Origin of the sequence: Nocardia sp. CWNU-33, assembly GCF_046764895.1 — a bacterium.
Classification (GTDB): domain Bacteria; phylum Actinomycetota; class Actinomycetes; order Mycobacteriales; family Mycobacteriaceae; genus Nocardia.
Map to the genome: position 1 here is coordinate 29,849 of NZ_JBKOQN010000018.1, position 21,656 is coordinate 51,504.

Sequence of the window (21,656 nt, forward strand, 5' to 3'; positions counted from 1 at the left end):
CGGCGTATCAGGATTTCGGCGCGGCGCGCAGCCGCGCTTCGAGGCCGTCCATGACGCACAGCAAGCCGAAGTCGAAGGCCATGGCGCGGGCGACCTCCGGGTCGGTCGGGACGGTCGTGCGGTAGTCCGCCATCATCTCGGGGTAGTCGTGGCCGATCTGCTCCATCACCTCCATCACGTTCTCCGGGCTCAGGTCGCCGTCGAATGCTTTGTCCGCCGTGATCGCCGGAATGATCTGGCCGAGAACAAAACTCATCACCGTGCTGGTCGCGAGGTGGACATCCACGCCGGTGAAACCCGCGCAGAGGAAGGTGCGGCGCAGGCGGTCGCCGAGGCGGAACGAGTTCGGGCCGATGCTCGGCATCTGGACCGCCATGGATGCCACCCACGGGTGGGCGAGCATGGTGACGCGCAAGCTGTAGGCGAAGGTCGTCACCACTTCGCGCCACGAGGTTTCGTCGGGCTCCGGGGTGTCCACCAGGCCCCAGATTTCGTCGAGGGCCAGTTCCAGTAGTTCGTTCTTGTTCGCGACATGCCAGTAGAGGCTGGTCGCGCCCGCGCCGAGTTTGGCGCCGAGCTTGCGCATGCTCAGCGCCTCCCTCCCCTCGGCGTCCAGGAGTTCGACTGCGGCAGCGACGATCTGGTCGCGGCGCAGACCCGCCGTTTTGGGTTGGCGGGGCTCGCGGGTCCACACCGAGGTGAACTGCTTGGTCATCGGGCCAGCATAATTCGCTCGCACATTGTTCGATTCTATCGTACGGTGTGCGAGTGGAATCGAACGTCGTACGAGACCCTCGCCGTTGGTGGATTCTCGGGGTCCTCTGTCTGTCCTTGCTGGTGCTGATGATCGACGGCACCGTGCTCAATATCGCTATCCCGTCACTCATTCGTGAGCTCGGCGCCTCGCCCTCGGACGTGCAGTGGATCCTGGACGCCTACGTCCTCGTCTTCGCGGGTTTGCTGCTCACCGCGGGCAGCCTGTCGGACCGGTTCGGCAGGCGTCGAATGCTGATCGTCGGCCTTGCGGTGTTCGGCGCGGCATCCCTGTTCGCCGTGCTGGCCACCGAACCGTGGCAGGTCGTCGCCGCGCGGGCCGCTATGGGCATCGGTGGCTCGCTGCTGATGCCATCGACGCTGTCGATCCTGATGACCACCTTCGCCGAAGATGAGCGGCGCAAGGCGATGGCCGCCTGGTCTACCGTCTCGATGGTCGGCATCGTGCTCGGGCCGACGCTGGGTGGCTTTCTGCTGCAACACTATTGGTGGGGCTCGGTGTTCCTGCTCAATATTCCGGTCGCAGCGGCGGCGATCGTCGCCGCGATCGTGCTGATGCCGGAATCGACGGGGGAGCAGCGTCCGGTCGATCTGCTCGGCGTGGTGCTGTCCATCACCGCGCTCGGCGCCACGGTCTACGTGATCATCGAGCGTGAGTGGAACATCGGGATGATCGTGCTGGCGATCGCGGCGTTCATCGCGTTCGCGGTCTGGGAGAGCCGATCTGCACACCCGATGCTGCCGCTGGCGGTTTTCCGCAAGCGTGACTTCACCGGCACGGCGCTCACCCTGCTGCTCATGGTGTTCGGTATGGGCGCGATCATGCTGATGCTCACGCAGTATCTGCAGTTCGTGCTCGGCTACGGGCCGATGAAGGCCGGTCTCGCGCTGCTGCCGTACGCCGTGGCCGCCGCGGTGTTCAACGGTCTCGGCGCGACTCTGGGGCAGAAGCTGAGCAATAAGACACTCATCGTGGCCGGCCTGCTCGTGATGGGCGTGGCCTTCGGCATTCTGGCGCTCGGCACCGGATACTTCGCGGTGCTGGGAAGCATGCTGGTGATGGGCATCGGCGGCGGCCTTGCCGGTCCCGCCGCCTACGCCGCAATAATGAGCGCCATCCCACTCGAGCACGCCGGCGTCGGCTCGGCCATGAACGACACCCTGCAGCAGGTCGGCATGGCGATCAGCATCGCGATTCTGGGCAGCGTGCTCGCGGGGGTGTTCACCTCGAACATGCCTGCGGATGCCCCTGATGCGGCACGCGAATCCATCGGCGCGGCTTTCCAACTCGGCTACATCGAGCCGGCGAAGACGGCCTTCACGACCGCCATGTCCACCGGTGCCTGGATCAGCGCGGGCTTCAGCATCGCTGCCGCGCTACTCGGGCTGGTGCTGCTGCGGGCGCGCCCGGCCGAGCCGGCGAAGGAAACGGAGGCGGCTGCCGTCGGGTAGGGCGGTGCCCCGGCCGGTGCCGTTCGACGAATGGCACTGGCCGACACCGCGAATCGCTCCGCCGTCACAGGGTTCTCTGGGAATAGCCAGTCGCATCTCGCGGACCGCTCGGCTATGCTCCCCTCTGCCTCCTCGTTGTGCATGTCGGCACATTCGATCGGGGAGTATCGCGAGTGCGGAACTGGTTCGAGCATCGGTGTGCAGGACGCGGCAGATCAATTGCCCTGATGACGGAATGGAAAAACGCAATGAGGCTTTGCGACAGCGCTACAGCGGCCGTCCTGGTTATCGGCGCCGTGACCCTTGGTGCAGGCATCGTCCACGCCGAACCCGCCGTGGAGCCCACGCAGCCCAACATCACGTACTCGGTCAAGCTGGTGGACAAGGCCGTGGTGACCACCGTGAAGGGCGGCACCTTCGAGCTGTCGAAAGCGCTCGCGGGTGTGCTGGCCGCGGGTGGTGACGGTCGTCTTGTCGAGCGGGACGGCAAGCTGGTCGACGCCACGGGCAAGGCCGCCGATATCGCCGACGTGGTCGACGTGGTCGATCTCGAGGACAGCGCTGGTCACACCGTGCTGACCCTGCCGCTCGACTTCCGCATCGCGCAGACCTCGATTCCGGTCGAACCGGTTGTGCAGAAGGACGGCACGGTGCTCGAGTTGACGCCCTGGAAGCCGGCGGGGCTCGTTGTCTCGCAGCCGGTTGCCGTCAAGCCGGTGGCATCGATGCTCGAGAACGAGCGCGCCAGAAACCAATTCGCCACCCAATTCGGCCTTGCCACTGCGATCGGCGGCTTTATCGGGACCGCAGTCGGCGCGACCATCGGTTGCGTGCTCACCATCGCCGCGGGCTGCATCGGCGGGTTCCTCGCCGGAGCCGGCATCGGCGGGATCATCGGAACCACCATCGTCGGTGGCCCCGTCCTGATCGTCGCGGGTATTGATCTGGTCAACACGATGGTGGCCGCCGACGGCACGACGCATTGGGCCGACAAGCCGAAAGTCGTGCAGCCGCAGCCGACCCAGTCGCAGCAGACACCGGAACAGCCGCGGTAGCTACACGGTGTCGTCCATCAGCTGAACTGCCAGGGCGCGACCCGCAGCCCGCAGGGGTTCGGTCGAATGCAGGGTGCGGCTGAGGATGAAGGCCCCCTCCAGTGCGCTCAGTAGTGCGAGGGTGAATTGGCGCGCCTGGGTCGCATCGAGCCCGCGCCGCACGAAGTATTCGGTGCCGCGAGCGATCCACGAGTCGAGAATTTCGGCGGTGACTGCCCGCAGTGCTGGTTCACTCTCGGCGATTTCGCCCGCGATCGTGACGACCGGGCACATATTGAGCCAGCCCGCTTGTTCCATCTGTTCGGCGGCGTCCGTGAAGGCGGCGGTCACCGCTTCGCGCAGATCCTCGTGCGGATCCATCAGCATCGGCAGCAGCTGGATGTAGGCCGCGCCCGCCGCCCGCAGCGCTTCGGCCGCGATCTGTTGTTTGCCCTGTGGGAAGTGGTGATAGAGCGAGCCCATCGGTGCCTGCGCCAGCTCGCTCACCTGCTTGACGGTGGTCGCGCCGTAGCCCTGCGTGCGCATCAGCTCCGCCATCGCTGTGCGGATCCGTTCCCTGGTGCTGGTTGACATCTTCTCGGCCACTCCGTAAGACTAGAGCAAATGCTCTAGAGCGACTACTCTAGCGGAGGTGCTGCGATGCCTGCAGTCGATATTGCCGCCGGTCGGATCCACTATGTCGAGCGTGGCGACGGCCCGCCCGTGGTGCTGCTCCACGGTCTTTTGATGAACCACACCGTGTGGGATCGGGTGATCGACCTGCTGCCGAGTGGATTCCGCTATGTGCTGCCCGACTTACCGCTCGGCGCGCACGCGACACCGATGAATCCCGGCACGGACCTCTCCCTGCGTGGGCAGAATCAGATCATTGCCGATTTCCTCGACGCGCTCGATCTGCGCGAGGTGACATTGGTGCACAGCGACTGGGGTGGGGGACTGTTCCTCACCGCGTACGGTCTCGATCAGCGGGTGGCCCGGCTGATCGCACTGCCGTGTGAGGCGTTCGACAACTTTCCGCCCGGACTGCCGGGCAAGATGGTCGCCATCGCGGTGGCGATTCCCGGCGGTGCCGCACTTGCGTTGCGGCAGTTGCGGATCCGCTTCTTGCGCAACTCGCCGCTACTGATGGGAATGATGGCGCGCAAGCCGCTGCCGGACGACCTGGTGCGCGAGTGGACCGAACCGGCGCTGCACGACAAGGCAATTCGGCGGGATCTGATCAAATATGCCAAGTCGGACTTCCGTGGACCCGAGCTGATCGCGAATACCGAGGCATTGCAGCACTTTTCCGGTGACGCCCTCGTGCTCTGGTCGTCGGCGGGCAAGGTGATGCCGAGGGACCACGGTCGTCGGCTCGCGGAGCTGCTGCCCAAGGGCAGGCTCGTGGAGATCGACGATGCCTACGTCTTGTCCATGCTCGATCGACCCGACGTGGTCGCCGAGGCCATGGCGGCCTTCCTGACCAACCAGCGGACCGGGGCGGTCTGAGGCGCGAGTCACCGCATCGCGCTGTCGAAATCGGCATCGCGGTTGTCGTCGAATTCCGCGTCGGTGCACACCGGCGCGGGCAGCTGCGGCGGAATTCCCGGACCGCCAACCGCCTGGCCACCGCTAACGAGGACGTGCCGGTTCGGGTGTGGCGAGCCGCCGTACTCTGATTTCCATGTCGGTAATCGCGGAACCGCGCCTCGATGCGGACTTCGACCGGCTGCTCGAGCTGCTCAACGGCCGCCGGGTGGCGGTGCTGACCGGCGCCGGTGTGTCGACCGACAGCGGCATCCCCGACTATCGCGGTCCCACTTCACCGGCCCGCAATCCCATGACCTACCAGCAGTTCGTCGGTGATCCGGTCTTCCGCCGACGGTATTGGGCCCGCAACCACATCGGCTGGCGTGCCATGGACGGCTCCCGCCCCAATTCCGGGCATCGCGCGCTGGCCCGACTCGAGTCGATGGGCGTCGTCACCGGGCTGATCACCCAGAACGTTGATCTGCTGCACACCAAGGCAGGCAGCCGTCGGGTGATCGACCTGCACGGCGCTTACGCGCGGGTGCGCTGTCTCGGCTGCGAAGCGCTCATCTCCCGCATGACGCTGGCCGAACGATTGGAAGCGGCGAACCCGGGTTTCGCGGCCGATGCCACGGCCAGCGGGGTCGAGGTGGCGCCGGACGCCGACGCGGTGATCGCCGATACCGAAAGCTTCCGCATGGTCGACTGTGCACGCTGCGGCGGCATGCTCAAACCCGACATCGTGTACTTCGGCGAGAACGTCCCCAAGGATCGCGTCGCTGCCGCCTTCGACCTCGTCGACGACGCCGAGGTCCTGCTGGTCGCCGGTTCTTCGTTGACCGTCATGTCGGGCCTGCGTTTCGTCCGTCACGCGGCGAAACACGGACGGCCCGTTGTCATCATCAATCGAGGCGCAACCCGGGGCGACGAATTCGCCGCACTCACCCTCGATGTGGGCTGCTCCACCGCGCTGACCGGCCTTGCGGACGCGGTCGCCGCTGTCGGTGGTCTGCGTTAGCGTCGTGGGTATGCGGCTACACGTGGGATGTGCGATGTGGACGCACGCCGCTTGGCAGGAACGGCAGCCCATCGCGGGCGAGAAGTTGCGGTCCTATGCCGAGTGGTGCAACGCGGTGGAGGGCAACACCACCTTCTATGCGACGCCGCAGCGGCGGACGGTGCAATCGTGGGCCGAACAGGTCGGGCCCGACTTCCGGTTCGTGGTCAAACTGCCGAAGACGGTCACCCACGAGCGCCGGCTGGCAGGTGTCGACGCGGAGATGCGCGCGTATCTCGACGCCATCGAGCCGCTCGGGACGAACGCGCACGCGCTGTGGGTGCAGTTGCCCGGCTCCTTCGGCCCGAACGATCTCGGCGCGCTTGCCGCGTTCCTGCGCAGACTCCCGCGCTCGTATCGATCTGCTGTCGAGGTCCGGCATCCCGCATTCTTCGAGAACGATTCCGCCGCACGGCAATTGGAGAGCGTGCTCGCGCTCGTCGATGCGGAGTGGATACCTTTCGATACGACAGTGCTTTTCGATGGCCCGTCGACCAGCCCGGCCGAGGCCGAGGCGCGGTCGAAGAAGCCGCGCCTGCCGCGCCGTATGCGGGCGCTCACCGAGTTCCCGATCGTTCGGTATCACGGGCGTGACGCGGAAGAACCCACGATCGAGGGCTGGCAGCCGTGGCTCGATACCGTCGTCGAGTGGTTGCGAGACGGTCGATCGCCGACGGTGTTCCTCCATACCCCGGACAACGCAAGCTCTTTGGATCTCGCGCGCCGGTTCTACGACGAGATACAGGCGCGGCTCCCGGAATTGGCACCGCTGCCCGAGCCACAGCCGGTCGAACCGATGACCTTGTTCTGACCGGCGATTCCGTCAGCGCTCGAGAGGGCGAGCATGTCCTCGTGGGCTGCGGCGCAATTTATCGGGATCGTGTACGCACTGATACGCGACCGCGGTCGAAGCGAGTATCGAGGGAGTAGGTGCCGGCGCCGACGAGGAGCAGAAACAGACAGCCGCACAATTGGGCGAGGTCGGTGCGGGATTCGTGCAGAAAGTCCCACCATCCGGATTCATCGGTGAACAGCGGCCCATTGCCCCACAGGATGGGCAGTTTCGTGATCAGCAGCGCACCGACCATGTTGATGATCATCGGGATCGCTGCCAGTCGGGTGAGCAGCCCAGCGAGGATAAGTGCGCCGCAGGCGATTTCGAATACCCCGTCCAGGGGTGCGAAGAAGCCCGGTGCGGGGATGCCCGCCTTGTCGAACCGGCCGGTCCCCAATGCGTCGGGGCGCAGGAACTTCAGGATGCCTTCGAACAAGAAGATCGCACCGACATAGAAACGGATCAGAATGACCGCGGCGGGAGCGCTGGTCGACATCAGCCGGGTGTGCCGGAAATAGTTGGTGGACAAGCCGATCCGCTCCTTCTGATCAGGTGGCTTTCATCGGGATTGCGCTGTTGCGGCCGAACTGGTGATGAACTTGCGGCGGGCGACGTAGATCGCGGCGCCGATGGCTACGACGGCCGCACCTGCCAGCACCGACGCCATCGGCAGGGTGAAGGCGAGGATGAGGCAGCCGAGCAGGCCGATCGCCGGGATCAGCCGCACCGGCCGCCCCTCGGTCGCGGTCAGTGTCCAGGCGGCCGCGTTCGCGACGGCGTAGTAGAGCAGTACGCCGAAGGAGGAGAATCCGATCGCGGCACGAACATCGGTGGTCGCGGCGACGACGGCCACGATGACGCCGACGGCGACCTCGGCGCGGTGTGGCACCCCGAATCGGGGATGCACAGCTGCCAGTGCGTGCGGCAGGTGCCGGTCGCGGGCCATCGCGAGTGTCGTACGCGAGACACCGAGAATCAGCGCCAGCAGCGCTCCCAGCGCAGCGACGACGGCTCCGGCCCGCACCACCGGTTCCAGCCGGTCGACCCCGGCCGCCCGCACCACGTCCGACAGCGGCGCGCCCGCCTCGGACAATCCCTGCGGCCCCAGTGCCATCAGCGACGCGACCACGACAATCGCATAGACGAGCAGGGCGCAGCCCAGCGCGAGGGGGATTGCGCGCGGAATGGTGCGTGCCGGGTCGCGAACTTCCTCACCGAGCGTCGCGATCCGTGCGTATCCGGCGAACGCGAAGAACAACAGACCCGCCGCTTGCAACACCCCTGCGACGGTGATGTCGGAACCGAATTCCAGCCGTGCGACGTCGGAGGCGGGGGAGGTGAACGCCGCGACAACCACCGCGGCGAGCACGGCCAGCACGATCGTGACGATCACCCGGGTCACCAGAGCCGATTTCTGTATGCCGCGATAGTTCACCGCAGTCAGCGCGACGACCGCCGCGACCGCGACGGCGTGTGCCTGCTCCGGCCACGCATACGCGCCGACAGTCAGCGCCATGGCCGCGCAGGAGGCGGTCTTGCCGACCACGAAACACCACCCCGCGAGATACCCCCAGAATTCGCCGAGTCGTTCGCGCCCGTAGATGTACGTGCCGCCCGAGGACGGATACCGCGCGGCCAACCGCGCCGACGAGGTCGCATTGCAGTATGCGACTACCGCCGCTATCGCAAGCCCGAGCAGCAACCCCGATCCCGCCGCCCGCGCCGCCGGAGCCAGGGTCGCGAAAATCCCGGCCCCGATCATCGAGCCGAGGCCGATCACGACAGCATCGATCACTCCCAGGCTCCGACGGAGCTCGTCCGGCGTATCCGTCGGCGTTGTCTCGGTCACCACGCTCCCGTCACAGACCCGATTCGGCCAGTTCGATCACATTCATTGGATGTATTCGGTGCTACTGCTCATGACACCGTCCCGTCAAGCCTGCTCCACCGTTCGTTCATCCGTTGCTGTGGCGGCTGTTGACCGAACTGTCTGAAGTCGCCCGAGTTCGACGACGATCCGCGGTGGCTCCAGTGGAGCATCCCCGATCCGGCAGCATCGGGCGACACCGAAGAAGACAGCTACCCGAACTTCCGGCCACAGCCGCAGCGGTCGACACCCGTATCGTGGACGGCCACAGGGGCTGGGGCGGGACTCCGGGCAGGTCGGTCGAGTCAGCGTTGGTGGAGGCCACGCGGAAGCCGGGTGAGCAGGCTGCTGTGGGCGTGGAAATCGGCGATTCCCTGCTCCTGTGCGGAGCGCGGATAGCCCGGTACCGGTGCGGCCAATTCGTTGGGGATGACGGCATTTTCGAGCAGATAGCGCAGCTTGTCCTGCGCCGCGCTGTTGCCGGCGATATGGTCCAGCTCCATGCGGCCGCGTTCGGTGGTGTAGTCGTAGAGCTCGAATTCCTGCCGCCATGTCTTGTCGACGCGGATGGTTCCGTCGGATGCGAGCGGCCGATGGCACGATCATCGCCAATGCTGTGCTCAACTCGTCGTGGGGGCCTGGAGGAGATGGCTGTGGATTACTACGATCTCGGGAAATACACGCGACCGGTGACGACAACCTCACCTGCCGCGCAGCGGTGGTTCGACCGGGGTCTGATCTGGACCTATGCCTTCAATCATGAAGAAGCAGTTCGATGTTTCGCCCTGGCGTCGGACGAGGATGCGGGCTGCGCGATGGCCCATTGGGGCCTGGCCTATGCGCTCGGCCCCAACTACAACAAGCCATGGGAGTTCTTCGACGAGATGGAGCTGGCCGACACCGTCACCCGCACCTTCGAGGCGACGCGGCGGGCGCTGGAACTCGTAGGCTCGGCGGCCCCGGTCGAACGCGCACTCATCGAATCACTCGCAACGCGCTACCAGCGCAACCGGCCCGACGGCGATGGCTCGGCGTGGAATCGCGACTATGCCGATGCGATGCGTGCCGTCTACGAGCGGTTCTCCGACGACATCGACGTGGCCGTACTGTTCGCCGATGCCTTGATGAACCTGACGCCGTGGGGCCTGTGGGACCAGCACACCGGCGAACCGGGCGCGGGCGCCGTGGAGACCAAGGCGGTGCTCGAGCGGGCGTTGCGCAGCGAAACCGGCCGGGCGCACCCCGGTGTGCTGCACATGTACATCCACCTGATGGAGATGTCTGCGACGCCCGAGGCCGCGCAGCCTGCGGCCGATCGGTTGCGCGGGCTGGTGCCCGATGCCGGTCACCTCGAGCACATGCCCTCGCACATCGACGTGCTGTGCGGTGACTATCGGGCCGTGGTCTCGTCCAACTCGGCGGCCATCGTCGCGGACCGGAAATATGCGCAGCAGGCAGGCGAGATCAACTTCTACACGCTGTATCGCGCCCACAACTATCACTTCAAGGTCTACGGCGCAATGTTCCTCGGACAATACGACGTAGCACTGAGAACGGTGGCGCAGCTGGAGAACTCGATTCCCGAGGATCTGCTGCGGGTACAGGTTCCGCCGATGGCCGATTGGCTGGAGGGTTTTCTGTCGATGCGGGTGCACGTCCTCGTCAGGTTCGGCAAATGGGCGGAGATCATCGACCTCCCGCTCCCGAAAGACCAGGACCTGTACTGCGTCAGCACGGCAATGCTGCACTACGCCAAGGGCGTCGCACATTCGGCGACCGGCGACATCCCGCAGGCACACCAACAGCAGCGCCTGTTCCATGCCGCGCTCGACAGAGTCCCCGAGACCAGGACGCTGTTCAACAACACCTGCCGCGACATCCTCGCCGTCGCCTCGGCCATGCTGGAGGGTGAACTGCACTACCGAAAAGGCAACTACGACAACGCCTTCGAAGCCCTGCGCCGATCGATCGAACTCGACGACCACCTGCCCTACGACGAACCGTGGGGCTGGATGCAGCCGACCAGACACGCTTACGGCGCGCTGCTGCTCGAACAAGGTCACGTGCGCGAGGCCGAAGCCGTCTACCGCGCCGATCTCGGCATCGACAACAGCCTGCCGCGCGCCGCGCAACATCCCGCGAATGTGTGGAGCCTGCACGGTTACCACGAATGCCTGAGGCGGCTCGGTAAGACCGGCGAAGCCATGATCATCGGCCAACAGCTGAAACTGGCTGCTGCCGTGGCGGATGTCCCGATCGAAGCCTCGTGCTGCTGCCGATTGTCGGTCGCCTCGGACGAAAACCGGGAGTAGATCACCCGCGTGCGACTCCCGTCCGGCAGCCGTGAACATGGTTGCCCTCCAAGGCTTCCGGCAGAACATTCCGCCACCGCAGGATCAGACGGAGATCAACCGACCTCGGCGACGAGTTCGATGGCCCGCCCGAGGGTGGCGAGGCGGTCCTGCAAGGTTGCGCCGGCGGGATATAGCCGGACGGTGTCGATGCCCGCGTCGCGCCAGATCCGGAGCCGGTCGCGAACCATGGGTTCGGTGCCGATCAGCGTGGTGGCCAAGACCATGTCATCGGTGACCAGTGCCGTGGCGCCGTCGCGGTCACCTGCCTGCCAGCGTTCGCGGATCTCGCCGGTGACCTCGGACCAGCCCTGCCTGCTGTAGGCGGCGTTGTAGAAGTTGGTGTCGGCGCTGCCCATGCCGCCGATGCTGAACGCGAGTTCTCCTTTGCGACTGCGGATGTGGGACCTCAGCAGTTCGTCGTCGTCGAATAGGGCGACCTCGGCGCCCTGGCAGGTGTCGAGGTCCGCGCGGGTGCGGCCGGCGTTGGCGAGTCCGGCATCGAGGTGGTCGAAGTAGGCGGACGCGCCTTCGGGCACGAAGCTGGTGCCGAGCCAGCCATCGGCGATTTCGCCGGTCAGTTCCAGCATTTTGGGGGAGAGGGTGGCGAGGTAGATGGGGATGTCGGGGTTCGCGGCCTTCGACAGTCGCATCGGCCGGGCCGCGCCCGGCAATGGGATCTGGAATACCTTGCCGGAGAACGTGATCTTTTCCCCGGCCCATGCTCGGCGGATGATCTGCACCGTCTCGCGCATGCGGGTCAGGGGCCGATCGAAGCGCACGCCGTGCAGGCCCTCGATGACCTGCGGACCCGAGGCGCCGAGCCCGAGCAGGAATCGCCCATCGGACAGGTCGGCGAGGGTGAGCGCGGTCTGGGCGATGGCCACCGGTGTTCGGGTGCCGAGTTGAATGATGCCGGAGCCCAAGAGGATTCGATCGGTACGGCCGGCCAGGTAGCCGAGCACCGACGGGGCGTCCGAGCCCCAGGCCTCCGCGACCCAGCAGATGTCGAGGCCGAGCTTCTCGGCCTCGAGCACGAAGTCCAACGTCTGCCCCGCGGCGTCGGACGCCTCGATCGTCGTCGCGGTCCTCACCGGTGGCCCGCCGATTCTGCGCGCTGCTTGATGGCGGCGACCGTTGCGGTCATTGCGGTTTCGAACTCCCGCATCCGGACGAAGACGATTTTCTCTTCCTTGTCCGGCATCTGGTCGATCGCTTGCGAGAGCCCGGACCGGCCGGGACCCATGCGGACCCACTGGCGCAGCTGGGTGCCGCCGTCGCGGGCCTGCAGGGTGAAGCGCCAGGTGGCCGTCGGGTTGTCGGGATCCTGTACCGCCCAGGCGAATACCTGCTCCGGGTCGCATTCGACCACGTAGGAGGTTGTCGACCACTCGCCGAGCGCCGGGTGACTGTTCGTGCCGACGAACGCGCTGCCGACGGCGGGCCCCGCCGCGTCGAGCCAGTTCGCCGATTGCAATTCCGTACTCATCTGCGGCATCGACTCGACGTCGGTGACGATCTCCCAGACCCGCCGCGGCGCAGCATCGATCCAGGTCTCGACCTCCACCGTCGGGCCGTCGGCGTACTTGGCGCCCGTCCACTCCACGGCAACCACCTCTCTGTGACCTGCCTCGTGACGGATAGTCCCGTAGATAGACTTAGCATGTCAACCAACTGAAGTGGGTCAATCCGCCGTGAACCGTCGGGCGATCTCGGGCCGCTCGGCCAGATGCGGCGGGTATCCAGGCCCCATCCGCATGCGGGACTCCTCGATGGGGACGGGGTCGCCGCAGTGTGCGCAGACAACGTTCACCTGGGTCTCGTGACCGCACCGGGTGTGGTGCAGGACGACCGGCGGTCCATCCTCGGGGGCGAGCCACCGATCGCCCCACTTCGACATGGCGAGCAACACGCTCCAGAAGTCGGCGCCCTTCTCGGTGAGCAGATACTCGTAACGCGCCGGCTCGCGCTGGTAGGCCTGCTTTTCGAGCAGTCCTTCCTCGACCAGCCGGTGCAGCCGTTCGGAGAGCGTGGTGCGGGCGATCCCGAGCTCGTGGCGGAACTCGTCGAAGCGCCGAATCCCGTAGAACGCTTCGCGCAGCACCAGCGGCGTCCACCAGTCGCCGAGCAGATCCATGGTCCGTGCGACCGAGCATGGCCAGCCTGCGAAAGAAGTCCGTCTCATGACCTCAGCATAGGGGTCCTATTTTGAGACTCTGCTGATAGAAGTACTTCGGAGTGTCAATTCGGGCTGAGTGCCCCGGAGTGGTAGCGGGTCGCGGCGTTCCACAGGAAGAAACTGGTGTCGCCCGTGGCCGCGGCGGCATCGATCTGGGCTCGGACCTCGGCGTCGCCGTAGTTCACCCCGAGGCTGAAGTCCTGCAACCACGGGATGACATCGGCGTGCGTGCCCGCGGTCAGCATGTTGAAGTCCGCCAGTGAGCGGAACACGATGTCGTAGGGCTGAGAGTTGGGGTTCGCGACGTCGTATTCGCCCGGGTTCCAATGCGACGGGTAGAGCATTGGCGCGACATAGTCGACGTACCGGGCGATCATCGGAATGTCCTGGGCGATCGCGTCCGGCCGGGTCGAGGCGATCCCGAAGACCGCGGCACCGAGATGAGCACCCCTGTCCCGCACCGGGTCACGGCTCTCGCGCAGGAACTGCGCGATCGACACGCTGGGCGTGTCGGTCAAGCCGGGGAATTGCATCTGCGACAGGCTGCCGTCCGGACGTCGGACGTAGTCGTACATGATCCCGTCGAAGCCGAGTTCGGCCGCTTCTATGGCGAGGTCGATGTTGTATTTCCGGATCTCGGGATCGGCGAAGTTGGTGAAGGCGATAGCGCCGTAATGACTGGAATACGGCTCACCGGAGGGGTTCTGGATGACCCAGTCCCGATGTCCCTCGCGCCAGGCCCATTCCGCCATCGTCGGATCGCGGAATGCCACGATCCGGCCGACCACGCTCAGGTTCATGTCGTGCAGCTGCTGCAATGCCGCGCGGGCGTCGTAGATCCCGGCGGCCGCGCCCGATGCCCGGGCGAGCGGCACCTGGGAGTCGTAGCCGACGATGCCGTCCTCGTCCTTGATGTCGAGTTGGACGGTATTGATGCGCCCTTCGCGCGCCATGTCGAGCACGCCGGCACGCAGACCCTCGTGCATCCACGCATAGGCGGTCACGTGCACCGCTTTGATTCGCGGCAGGTCGACCGCGGCGTTGATGGCCTTGGCGGCCGTGTTGCCCGCCGCGTCGACGGCGATCATCTCGGCGTCGACCGGCGCGCGTGGCAATGTGATCTCGAAAGATCCGTCCGCGGCGGTCGGCACCGACTGCGCGCCGACCGAGACGTGGTCGGCACCGGTTGCTCTGCCGCGCAACACGACCGACTGGCGATAGGAGGGCACGCTCGTGGGCTCGCTCAGCTCCACCGTCGGCGGCTCGGTGTCGACAGTGAAGGTCTTGGTGACTCCGGGTCCGGCCTTGAGGAAGCTGGACAGGCCGCCTGATCGGATCTCGGCGGTGAACTTGTGGGTGCCGTCGGCGAGGTTGCCCGGCCGGTAGCTCACGACATTGCCCGCGACGGCACCGGTGACGGGTTTGCCGTCGAGCTCGAGCTGCATATCGTTCGGATCGTGACCGCGGGCATCCACCCGTAATTCCAGCGCGGCCATGGCTGCCGCGCCCACAACGCCCTCCGGGAGCCCCGTCACTGTTAAACCCTCGGGTTCCGCGCGGAACGCACCAATGGTTACCGAAGCGACCAGAATTGATAAAACTGCGATAACCGCTATTGCCAGCAACCGACGTCGTCCTGTAGGCGAGACCGATTTGTTCAACGCGCACCAACTTTCGTTCATCGCTCTCCCTTACTATCCACCGCGGGACGCTGAAAGCAGGCGCTATTTCCACGTTCGCGCAGCCGAACTCGCCTGCCGACACGTAATGTTGGATCGGTGACGCCGAATGCTCGCATCGGGATCATCATTATCGCGTCGGCAGTGGTATTCGCCGCAGTTCCCGCCTGCGAAACGCCGAAAGATCCCGTTGCCGCTGCCGTCGAAAGCATGACGCCGCCGACGAGTTCGCTGCCCGATGCGGCAGCGGTCGCGGCGAATGAACTCGGGCTGGTGCCCGTCCTGATGTACCACCAAATGACGCCGTCGCCGGTCAGTGAATACGACCAGACGGCAGCGGAATTCCGCCTCGAACTCGAACGCCTCTACCGCGAGGGTTACCGCCCCGTGACCGCTGTCGATTACATTTCCGGCCGGATCGACCTCCCCGCAGGCACTCATCCTGTCGTGCTCACCTTCGACGACTCGACCATCAGCCAGGTCCGGTTCGCCGACGACGCCACCCTCGCCCCGGATTCTGCGCTCGGCATTCTCACGGAATTCGCCTCGAAGAATCCGGATTTCACACCCAGAGCCACCTTCTACATCAACAACGAACCTTTCGGCAACGACCCGCGAGTGCTGCCGTGGCTGGCCGAACACGGATACGAGATCGGCGCGCATACCGCGACCCATGCCAACCTGGCGAGTCTGGACGCCATCGGCGTGCAGCGCGAATTGGCGGAAAACGTCCGCGCCATCGAATCCGCCGCACCTCGGAATGACGTGCGCACCATGGCATTGCCTCTCGGCATCTTTCCGACCGACCACGCCCTCGCTGCCGGAGGCAACTGGGACGGCACCCCGTACACCTTCGACGCCGTGATGCTGGTCGGCGCCGAGCCCGCCCCTTCGCCGTTCAGCACGATCGACCCCATGGGCGTCCCGCGCATCCGATCCGGCAAGGGCGAGGTCGCTTTCGACTCGGCCTACTGGCTCGACTGGCTCGCCGACCACCCCGATCAGCGCTACACCTCCGACGGCGATCCGGCCACGGTCAGCTTCCCCAAGAGCCTGGCAGGAGAGCTGAGCTCACCGCGATCGCATCGCGCCAACGCTTATTGATCCGCGGGTGAGTCCGCAGTAGTCGCGGAGCCTGACGTGGTTGCGGTCGGTGTGGCTGCCGAGGGCGTGGTCGGGGTGCATGCCGAAGTACTGGCGGCGGGTGCGGGTGCTCCAGCGGCGGGCGGCGTCGGTGCGGGTCTTGTAGAAGTTCACCGTGTAGCCGCCCTCGTAGATGCGCAGCAGCATGTAGCCGCCTGGATATTCCTTGACCGCCGATACTTCGAGGAATTCGACATCGATGCCGAAGTCGGGGCGGCTGCGACGGTTTCGGTGGGTGTGGCCGCTGTGGTGCAGGAAGACTCCGGGCGAGTCGCGGTAAACCGCGTGCAGTGCGGCGGCGTTGGTGCGGTCGAGCACGAAACCCGGCCCACCGGGATTGCTCACCGCGGCGTGTGAAGTCACCGGGTGATGGCCGAGGCGGCGCCGCAGGGCGGCGACGGTGTCAGTCGAACTCGAGCACCTCGTTGAGCCGCGCGTCGCCGCCTTCGCTTCGGGAACCGACTGGGCATTGCCGACGGTGTAAATCGGCTGCCGTGCGTGGCTCAGAGCTGGGCCCAGGCTCCGGTGAGCGCGTGGCGCAGGATCTGTTCCATCTCGTCGAACTGGGTTTGATCGCAGATCAGCGGCGGGGCCAACTGGATGACCGGTTCGGCGCGGTCGTCGGCGCGGCAGTGCAGGCCCGCCTCGAACATGGCCTTGGAGACGTAGCCCTTCAGGATGCGGTTGGCCTCCTCGTCGGTGAACCGCTCCTTGGTGTCGCGGTCCTTGACCAGCTCCACCGCATAGAAGTAGCCGGTGCCGCGGACATCGCCGACGATGGGCAGGTCGGAGAGTTTTTCCAGGGTGGATCGGAAGGCGGACTCGTTGGCGAGCACGTGCTCGTAGATGCCGTCGCGCTCGATGAGATCGAGGTTGGCGAGTGCGACCGCGCAGGAAACGGGGTGGCCGCCGTAGGTGGAGCCGTGCATGAAGGTGGCGCCGTGCTGGAACGGTTCCATCAGCCGGTCGCTGACGAGCACCGCGCCCAGCGGGGCGTACCCAGATGTGAGTCCCTTTGCGGTGGTGAGGATATCGGGCTGGTAGCCGAAGCGTTTGGCGCCGAAATCGTGGCCGAGGCGGCCGAAAGCACAGATCACCTCGTCGGAGACGAGCAGTACGTCGTGCCGATCGCAGATCTCTCGGACGCGCTGGAAGTATCCCGGGGGCGGCACGAAACAGCCGCCGGTGTTCTGCACCGGCTCCAGGAAGACCGCGGCCACGGTGTCGGCGCCCTCGAATTCGATGGCCTCTTCGATCCGGTCCGCGGCCCACCGGCCGTAGGCCTCGTAGTCGTCGGTGTGTTCGGTGGCGCGGTAGAAGTTGGTGTGTGGCACCCGCTGGGTGCTCGGCACCAGTGGCTCGAAATCGGCCTTCGCGCCGGGGATTCCGGTGATCGACAGTGCGCCGAGCGAGGTGCCGTGATAGGCCATCGAACGGCTGATCACCTTGTGCTTGGTCGGCTTGCCGACGAGCTTGAAGTACTGCCTGGCCAGCTTCCACGCCGTTTCGACCGACTCGCCGCCGCTGACGGTGAAGAACACCCGGTTGAGATCGCCGGGTGCGGCGTTGGCGAGACGTTCGGCGAGTTCGATCGCCGTCGGGTGGGCGTAGCCCCAGATCGGGAAGTAGGCGAGTTGGCGAGTCTGGCGGGCCGCCGCCTCGGCGAGTTCCTCGCGGCCGTGGCCGACCTGCACCGCGAATAGGCCCGCGAGTCCGTCGAGGTACCGCTTGCCGTGGGAGTCCCAGACGTAGGCGCCCTCGCCACGCACGATGACCGGAACGTCCGCGCCGGTCAGGCCGGTGTGCGGGGTGAAATGCATCCACAGGTGGTCGCGGATGACGCGGGAGGCATCCGGGGCGGCAAGAGGATGGAAGTCGATCGTGGCAGTCATGTGCGGGCTCCTCGGAGGCGGGACTGGTCCACTCGGTTATTCCACACCGTACGGCGTATCGCAACTAAATCTGCTGCTATTTGCATGTTTACCAACGAATTGAGATCTTTTTTGTCGATACTTCTACGGATTTCGTTGTCCGGTCAGCGAGTGCTCCATTTGTAGGTCTGCTTGCGCAACTTGAGGTAGACCATGATCTCCGCATGCCGTACGCCAGGCAGCGTGCGCAGCCGGTTGGAGGCCAGGTCCAGCAGCGCCGCGTCATCGGTGCAGACCGCTTCGCACAGGATGTCGTAGCGCCCGGCGCACTCGACCACATAGCTGATCTCGTCCATGGCGGTGAGGGCGTCGGCCACCGGCTGCAACGGTCCGTCGACGGTGATCGCGATCATGGCCTGGCGAAAAAGCCCGACCTGCAAGGGATCCGAGACGGCGACGATCTGGATGACGCCGGCGTCCGACAGTCGCTGGACCCGCTGCCGGACGGCCGCCTCCGACAGTCCGACCGCCTTGCCGATGGTGGCGTAGGCCCGGCGTCCGTCCTCCTGGAGCTGGGCGATGATCCGCTTCGAGATGTCGTCGAGCACCGGCGCGGGCCGGTAGTTCTCCTGGTCGCTCACACGCTGCATCCTTCCTCGAGGGTTGTGGTCAAAACATCGGATGCGTCGAAATCGAACGCTTCGAACAACGAAATCCGTCGAATTTTACGATTGGCGACCTTTATATCGCAGTGACGCCCGCAGGTGTCGGGTCATCGTGGCTCAGGATCCGCGCGCCAGCAGCGCGAGCAGCAGCTCCGCGCGCACCCGGGCATTGTCGAGATCGCAGCCGAGCACACTCTGCGCCGTGGCGATCCGCTTGCGCAGCGTGTGCCGATGCGCCCCTGTCACGGCCGCCGCCGATTCCCACTGTCCGTTGGATTCGAGGAATGCGCGCAGCGAGCTCAGCAGATCGGTGCCGTGCGTGCGGTCGTAGTCGACCAGCGGGGTGAGCATGGTGTCGGCCATCGCGTTCAGCACCTGCCTGGTGGCGTCGAACGATAGCAATGAACGACCGGCTAGTTCGGTGAATTCCGCAGGGGGACCGCCACGTTCGGCGGCGGAGGCAGCGAGCTCGGCATTCGCCAGCATCGCGGTGAGATCGTGTGGGGGATGCGCGCCGCTCAGTCCGAGACGGACCAGCTTTCTGGTCGCAGCATCGATCTCGGTCGCGAGCCTGCCGGCCAGCGCCGTGCCCTTGGCGGCGGGCAACACGACAAGCACGCGACGCTCGAGGACGTGCATGAACAGGGGAAGTCCGGCGCGGACGAGCGCTGCTTCCAGTGTTATCCGCACTCCGGCGACCGCGCGCGTGGCGTCGCACTCGGCGACCAGGACGCGGATGCGGCCCTGTGCGTCGGCGGCCTGGGCCAGCTGTGCCCACGCCGGAGTGAGGTCGGCGTCGGTGCCGAGCAGCAGCCCGAGCGCGGTGCTATTGAGCAGGTGCTGTGCGGCTTGCAGCCGTGCAGGCTTCTCGAAATCGAGCGCGAGCAGTGAGTTGGCGTGCCCGAGCAGGATCTGATCGACAGCGCCGAGCGGTGCCGGGCTGACCACCACCAGATCACCGTAGGAGCTGCGGCCGACGCTGATGCGCTGGTGCGTGATCGACATCCCCGACGTATCGGTGTGGACGCTGCTCACCGATGCGGCCGGGTCCGCGGCAAGCGCCGCGCGCACCGTAGGCAGCAGGTTGTCATCCGGCACACCCGGATGGCATTCGGTGACGGCGCCCGCCGAATCCAGCATCAGGACCTTCGCGCCGAGCGATACGGCCAATTCGCGGACGATGGCCTGAGCTCCTGCCTTGACCAGTGCTCTCGTCATGCGCGGTTGGGCGCGCGAGGCGCGCAGCAGCGCGTCGTGCTGTAGCTGTGCCAGCCGCGCGGTCACGCGTTCGACGATGGCCGCGAACGGCGTCGGCAACGGCACCTCGAAGAGCGGAATACCGATCGCGTCGGCCGCTTCCGCGAGATCCGCGGGCACCTCGGCGTGGGTTAGTCCGGTGCCGAATCCGACTGCGGCGACACCGCATTCGTCCAGGCCGCGCAGATACTCGAGGCGGGCGCTTCCCGTGGCAGGCAGCCGCATCCCGGTGGTGAGCAGTAGTTCCCCGCCCGATAGCCAGCGGAACGGGCTTTCGAGCTCGGAGGTGACGACGAGGTCGATCTCGCGGCCGACGCCTGCCGCGCCGCCTTTCAACCGCACCGCGAGATCGGGCTGGGACAACACCCAGCTAACAGGAACCGCCATCGCTGGTGAGTGTACAGAATGTCGAAGAATCGCCGGTGTCTTATCCATCTTGGCAGGGTGTCCGCGATGTGCCCCGAGGCACACTGACCTAGGCAAACCCCGGACAACGCACCGAGAGATGGACGGAAAACTAATGTCGAGGCCTGCGCTCCAGAACTATATCGACGGCGAATTCGTGGCTTCGTCCGCCATCGAAACCCTCGACCTGGTGAATCCGGTGGACGAAACCATCGTCGGGCAAGCCCCGATTTCGAACAAGGCCGATATCGATGCCGCAATGGCGGCCGCGCAGCGAGCCTTCGAATCCTGGGGCCGGACCACCCCGAGTGTGCGGCAGGCGGCACTGCTGAAGCTGGCCGATGCCATCGAGGCGCACAGCGATGAACTGGTGGAGGCGCAATGCCGCAACACCGGACAGCCGAAGGCGGTCATCGCCGCCGAGGAGATCGCGGTGAGCGCCGATCAGATCAGATTCTTCGCAGGCGCCGCCCGAATGCTGGAGGGCAAGTCGGCCGGCGAGTACATGGCGGGCTTCACCTCCTACGTGCGTCGCGAGCCGATCGGTGTGGTCGGTCAGGTGACACCGTGGAACTACCCGTTCATGATGGCGATCTGGAAGATCGGCCCCGCGCTGGCCGCGGGTAACACCATTGTGCTCAAACCGAGCGACACCACCCCGGAGAGCACCCTGGTGCTGGCCCGGCTGACCAAGGGCATCCTGCCCGATGGCGTGTTCAATGTCGTGCTCGGCGACGGCGGAACCGGCGCCGAGCTGGTCGGCCATCCGACGCCGGGGCTGGTCTCGATCACCGGATCGGTGCGCGCGGGCATCGCGGTCGCCGCGACGGCGGCACAGCAGGTCAAACGCACACATCTCGAGCTCGGTGGCAAAGCGCCCGCCGTGGTGTTCGGCGACGTCGATATCGAAACGGCCGCAAGCGGAATCGCCGAAGCGGCGTTCTTCAATGCGGGCCAGGACTGTACTGCGGCCACCCGCGTGCTCGTGCACGAGTCGATCCACGACCAGTTCGTGAACGCGTTGGTGAAGAAGGCGGAAATGCTGAAGCCCGGTCTGCCCGAGGATCCGGACACGTTCTACGGCCCGCTCAACAACATCAACCACTTCACCGAGGTGCTGCGCAAACTCGATGCTCTGCCTGCGCACGCGAAGCTCGCTACCGGTGGAAAGCGCATGGGCGACAAGGGCTTCTTCGTGGAGCCGACCATCATTACCCAGGTGCTACAGGACGACGCCATCGTCCAGGACGAGACTTTCGGCCCGGTGTTGACGGTGCAGCCGTTCCGCGACGAAGCCCAGGCCATCGAATACGCCAACGGTGTCCGCTACGGGCTCGCGGCGAGTGTCTGGACCAAGGACCATGCCAGAGTGGAACGACTCACTCGCGCAATGGATTTCGGCGCGGTATGGGTGAACTGCCATATCCCGCTCGTCGCGGAGATGCCGCACGGTGGGTTCAAGCACTCCGGTTACGGCAAGGATCTCTCGGCCTACAGCGTGGAGGAATACACCCGCGTCAAGCACGTTATGAGTTCGCACGAGTAGGGCGGGTACGC

At 65.9% G+C, this 21,656-nt stretch carries 21 protein-coding genes; 8 read left to right on the top strand and 13 right to left on the bottom strand.

Going from position 1 to position 21,656, the window contains the following annotated elements; translation table 11 throughout:
• Positions 1 to 7: 7 nt before the first annotated feature.
• Positions 8 to 715, bottom strand: a complete 708-nt coding sequence (locus ACLMAL_RS23385) for a TetR/AcrR family transcriptional regulator C-terminal domain-containing protein (RefSeq protein WP_412001026.1) — start codon at positions 713 to 715, stop codon at positions 8 to 10.
• Positions 716 to 768: 53 nt separating this feature from the next.
• Here ACLMAL_RS23385 and ACLMAL_RS23390 point away from each other — a divergent pair, with 53 nt between their 5' ends.
• Complete coding sequence (locus ACLMAL_RS23390; RefSeq protein WP_412001027.1) at positions 769 to 2,226, top strand: MFS transporter; 1,458 nt, start codon at positions 769 to 771, stop codon at positions 2,224 to 2,226.
• 248 nt (positions 2,227 to 2,474) lie between these two features.
• A complete protein-coding gene (locus tag ACLMAL_RS23395) occupies positions 2,475 to 3,281 on the top strand; it encodes a hypothetical protein (RefSeq protein ID WP_412001028.1) in 807 nt (268 codons plus the stop codon).
• Here the strand turns inward: ACLMAL_RS23395 and ACLMAL_RS23400 are convergent, their stop codons facing one another.
• A complete protein-coding gene (locus ACLMAL_RS23400; RefSeq protein WP_412001029.1) occupies positions 3,282 to 3,854 on the bottom strand; it encodes a TetR/AcrR family transcriptional regulator in 573 nt (190 codons plus the stop codon). It lies immediately after the preceding gene.
• A 66-nt stretch (positions 3,855 to 3,920) separates the two neighbouring features.
• On the opposite strand from ACLMAL_RS23400, the gene ACLMAL_RS23405 reads away from it, so the two are divergent.
• The 3 genes from ACLMAL_RS23405 to ACLMAL_RS23415 all read left to right on the top strand — a co-directional run bounded on the left by ACLMAL_RS23405 (position 3,921) and on the right by ACLMAL_RS23415 (position 6,658).
• Positions 3,921 to 4,769, top strand: coding sequence for an alpha/beta fold hydrolase (locus tag ACLMAL_RS23405; protein WP_412001030.1), 849 nt, complete (start codon positions 3,921 to 3,923; stop codon positions 4,767 to 4,769).
• Between the two features lie 175 nt (positions 4,770 to 4,944).
• A complete protein-coding gene (locus ACLMAL_RS23410; protein WP_412001031.1) occupies positions 4,945 to 5,808 on the top strand; it encodes an NAD-dependent protein deacetylase in 864 nt (287 codons plus the stop codon).
• Positions 5,809 to 5,818: 10 nt separating this feature from the next.
• Positions 5,819 to 6,658 (top strand): DUF72 domain-containing protein, encoded by an 840-nt coding sequence (locus ACLMAL_RS23415; RefSeq protein WP_412001032.1) that lies wholly within the window; start codon positions 5,819 to 5,821, stop codon positions 6,656 to 6,658.
• Positions 6,659 to 6,716: 58 nt separating this feature from the next.
• Here the strand turns inward: ACLMAL_RS23415 and ACLMAL_RS23420 are convergent, their stop codons facing one another.
• The 3 genes from ACLMAL_RS23420 to ACLMAL_RS23430 all read right to left on the bottom strand — a co-directional run bounded on the left by ACLMAL_RS23420 (position 6,717) and on the right by ACLMAL_RS23430 (position 9,052).
• Positions 6,717 to 7,211: a DoxX family protein gene (locus ACLMAL_RS23420; RefSeq protein ID WP_412001033.1), complete on the bottom strand. Its 495-nt coding sequence runs from the start codon at positions 7,209 to 7,211 to the stop codon at positions 6,717 to 6,719.
• 30 nt (positions 7,212 to 7,241) lie between these two features.
• Complete coding sequence (locus ACLMAL_RS23425) at positions 7,242 to 8,444, bottom strand: APC family permease (RefSeq protein WP_412001120.1); 1,203 nt, start codon at positions 8,442 to 8,444, stop codon at positions 7,242 to 7,244.
• Positions 8,445 to 8,854: 410 nt separating this feature from the next.
• A complete protein-coding gene (locus ACLMAL_RS23430; protein WP_412001034.1) occupies positions 8,855 to 9,052 on the bottom strand; it encodes a hypothetical protein in 198 nt (65 codons plus the stop codon).
• 144 nt (positions 9,053 to 9,196) lie between these two features.
• Here ACLMAL_RS23430 and ACLMAL_RS23435 point away from each other — a divergent pair, with 144 nt between their 5' ends.
• The gene (locus ACLMAL_RS23435) at positions 9,197 to 10,861 is read left to right on the top strand and encodes a tetratricopeptide repeat protein (protein WP_412001122.1); all 1,665 of its coding nucleotides are present in this window, start codon (positions 9,197 to 9,199) and stop codon (positions 10,859 to 10,861) included.
• 95 nt (positions 10,862 to 10,956) lie between these two features.
• Here ACLMAL_RS23435 and ACLMAL_RS23440 read toward each other — a convergent pair whose 3' ends face one another.
• The 4 genes from ACLMAL_RS23440 to ACLMAL_RS23455 all read right to left on the bottom strand — a co-directional run bounded on the left by ACLMAL_RS23440 (position 10,957) and on the right by ACLMAL_RS23455 (position 14,614).
• Positions 10,957 to 11,994 (bottom strand): LLM class flavin-dependent oxidoreductase, encoded by a 1,038-nt coding sequence (locus tag ACLMAL_RS23440; protein ID WP_412001035.1) that lies wholly within the window; start codon positions 11,992 to 11,994, stop codon positions 10,957 to 10,959.
• Positions 11,991 to 12,506, bottom strand: coding sequence for an SRPBCC family protein (locus ACLMAL_RS23445; protein ID WP_412001036.1), 516 nt, complete (start codon positions 12,504 to 12,506; stop codon positions 11,991 to 11,993). Before ACLMAL_RS23445 ends, ACLMAL_RS23440 begins: the two co-directional genes overlap by 4 nt.
• 78 nt (positions 12,507 to 12,584) lie before the next feature.
• Positions 12,585 to 13,085 carry a winged helix-turn-helix transcriptional regulator gene (locus tag ACLMAL_RS23450; protein ID WP_412001037.1) on the bottom strand — a complete coding sequence of 167 codons (501 nt, stop codon included), beginning with the start codon at positions 13,083 to 13,085 and terminating at the stop codon, positions 12,585 to 12,587.
• 56 nt (positions 13,086 to 13,141) lie between these two features.
• Positions 13,142 to 14,614, bottom strand: coding sequence for a putative glycoside hydrolase (locus ACLMAL_RS23455; protein ID WP_412001038.1), 1,473 nt, complete (start codon positions 14,612 to 14,614; stop codon positions 13,142 to 13,144).
• Positions 14,615 to 14,857: 243 nt separating this feature from the next.
• Here ACLMAL_RS23455 and ACLMAL_RS23460 point away from each other — a divergent pair, with 243 nt between their 5' ends.
• Positions 14,858 to 15,862, top strand: coding sequence for a polysaccharide deacetylase family protein (locus tag ACLMAL_RS23460; RefSeq protein ID WP_412001039.1), 1,005 nt, complete (start codon positions 14,858 to 14,860; stop codon positions 15,860 to 15,862).
• Here ACLMAL_RS23460 and ACLMAL_RS23465 read toward each other — a convergent pair.
• From ACLMAL_RS23465 to ACLMAL_RS23480, 4 genes are all read right to left on the bottom strand, one after another.
• Positions 15,830 to 16,264: a hypothetical protein gene (locus tag ACLMAL_RS23465; RefSeq protein WP_412001040.1), complete on the bottom strand. Its 435-nt coding sequence runs from the start codon at positions 16,262 to 16,264 to the stop codon at positions 15,830 to 15,832. The genes ACLMAL_RS23460 and ACLMAL_RS23465 overlap by 33 nt on opposite strands.
• A gap of 140 nt (positions 16,265 to 16,404) precedes the next feature.
• A complete protein-coding gene (locus tag ACLMAL_RS23470) occupies positions 16,405 to 17,793 on the bottom strand; it encodes an aspartate aminotransferase family protein (protein ID WP_412001041.1) in 1,389 nt (462 codons plus the stop codon).
• Between the two features lie 143 nt (positions 17,794 to 17,936).
• A complete protein-coding gene (locus ACLMAL_RS23475; RefSeq protein WP_412001042.1) occupies positions 17,937 to 18,422 on the bottom strand; it encodes an Lrp/AsnC family transcriptional regulator in 486 nt (161 codons plus the stop codon).
• Between the two features lie 132 nt (positions 18,423 to 18,554).
• On the bottom strand, positions 18,555 to 20,081 hold the full coding sequence (locus tag ACLMAL_RS23480; RefSeq protein WP_412001043.1) for a PucR family transcriptional regulator: 1,527 nt from the start codon (positions 20,079 to 20,081) through the stop codon (positions 18,555 to 18,557).
• A 133-nt stretch (positions 20,082 to 20,214) separates the two neighbouring features.
• On the opposite strand from ACLMAL_RS23480, the gene ACLMAL_RS23485 reads away from it, so the two are divergent.
• Entirely contained in the window at positions 20,215 to 21,645 is a 1,431-nt protein-coding gene (locus tag ACLMAL_RS23485) for a gamma-aminobutyraldehyde dehydrogenase (RefSeq protein ID WP_412001044.1), read from the top strand.
• Positions 21,646 to 21,656 lie beyond the last annotated feature (11 nt).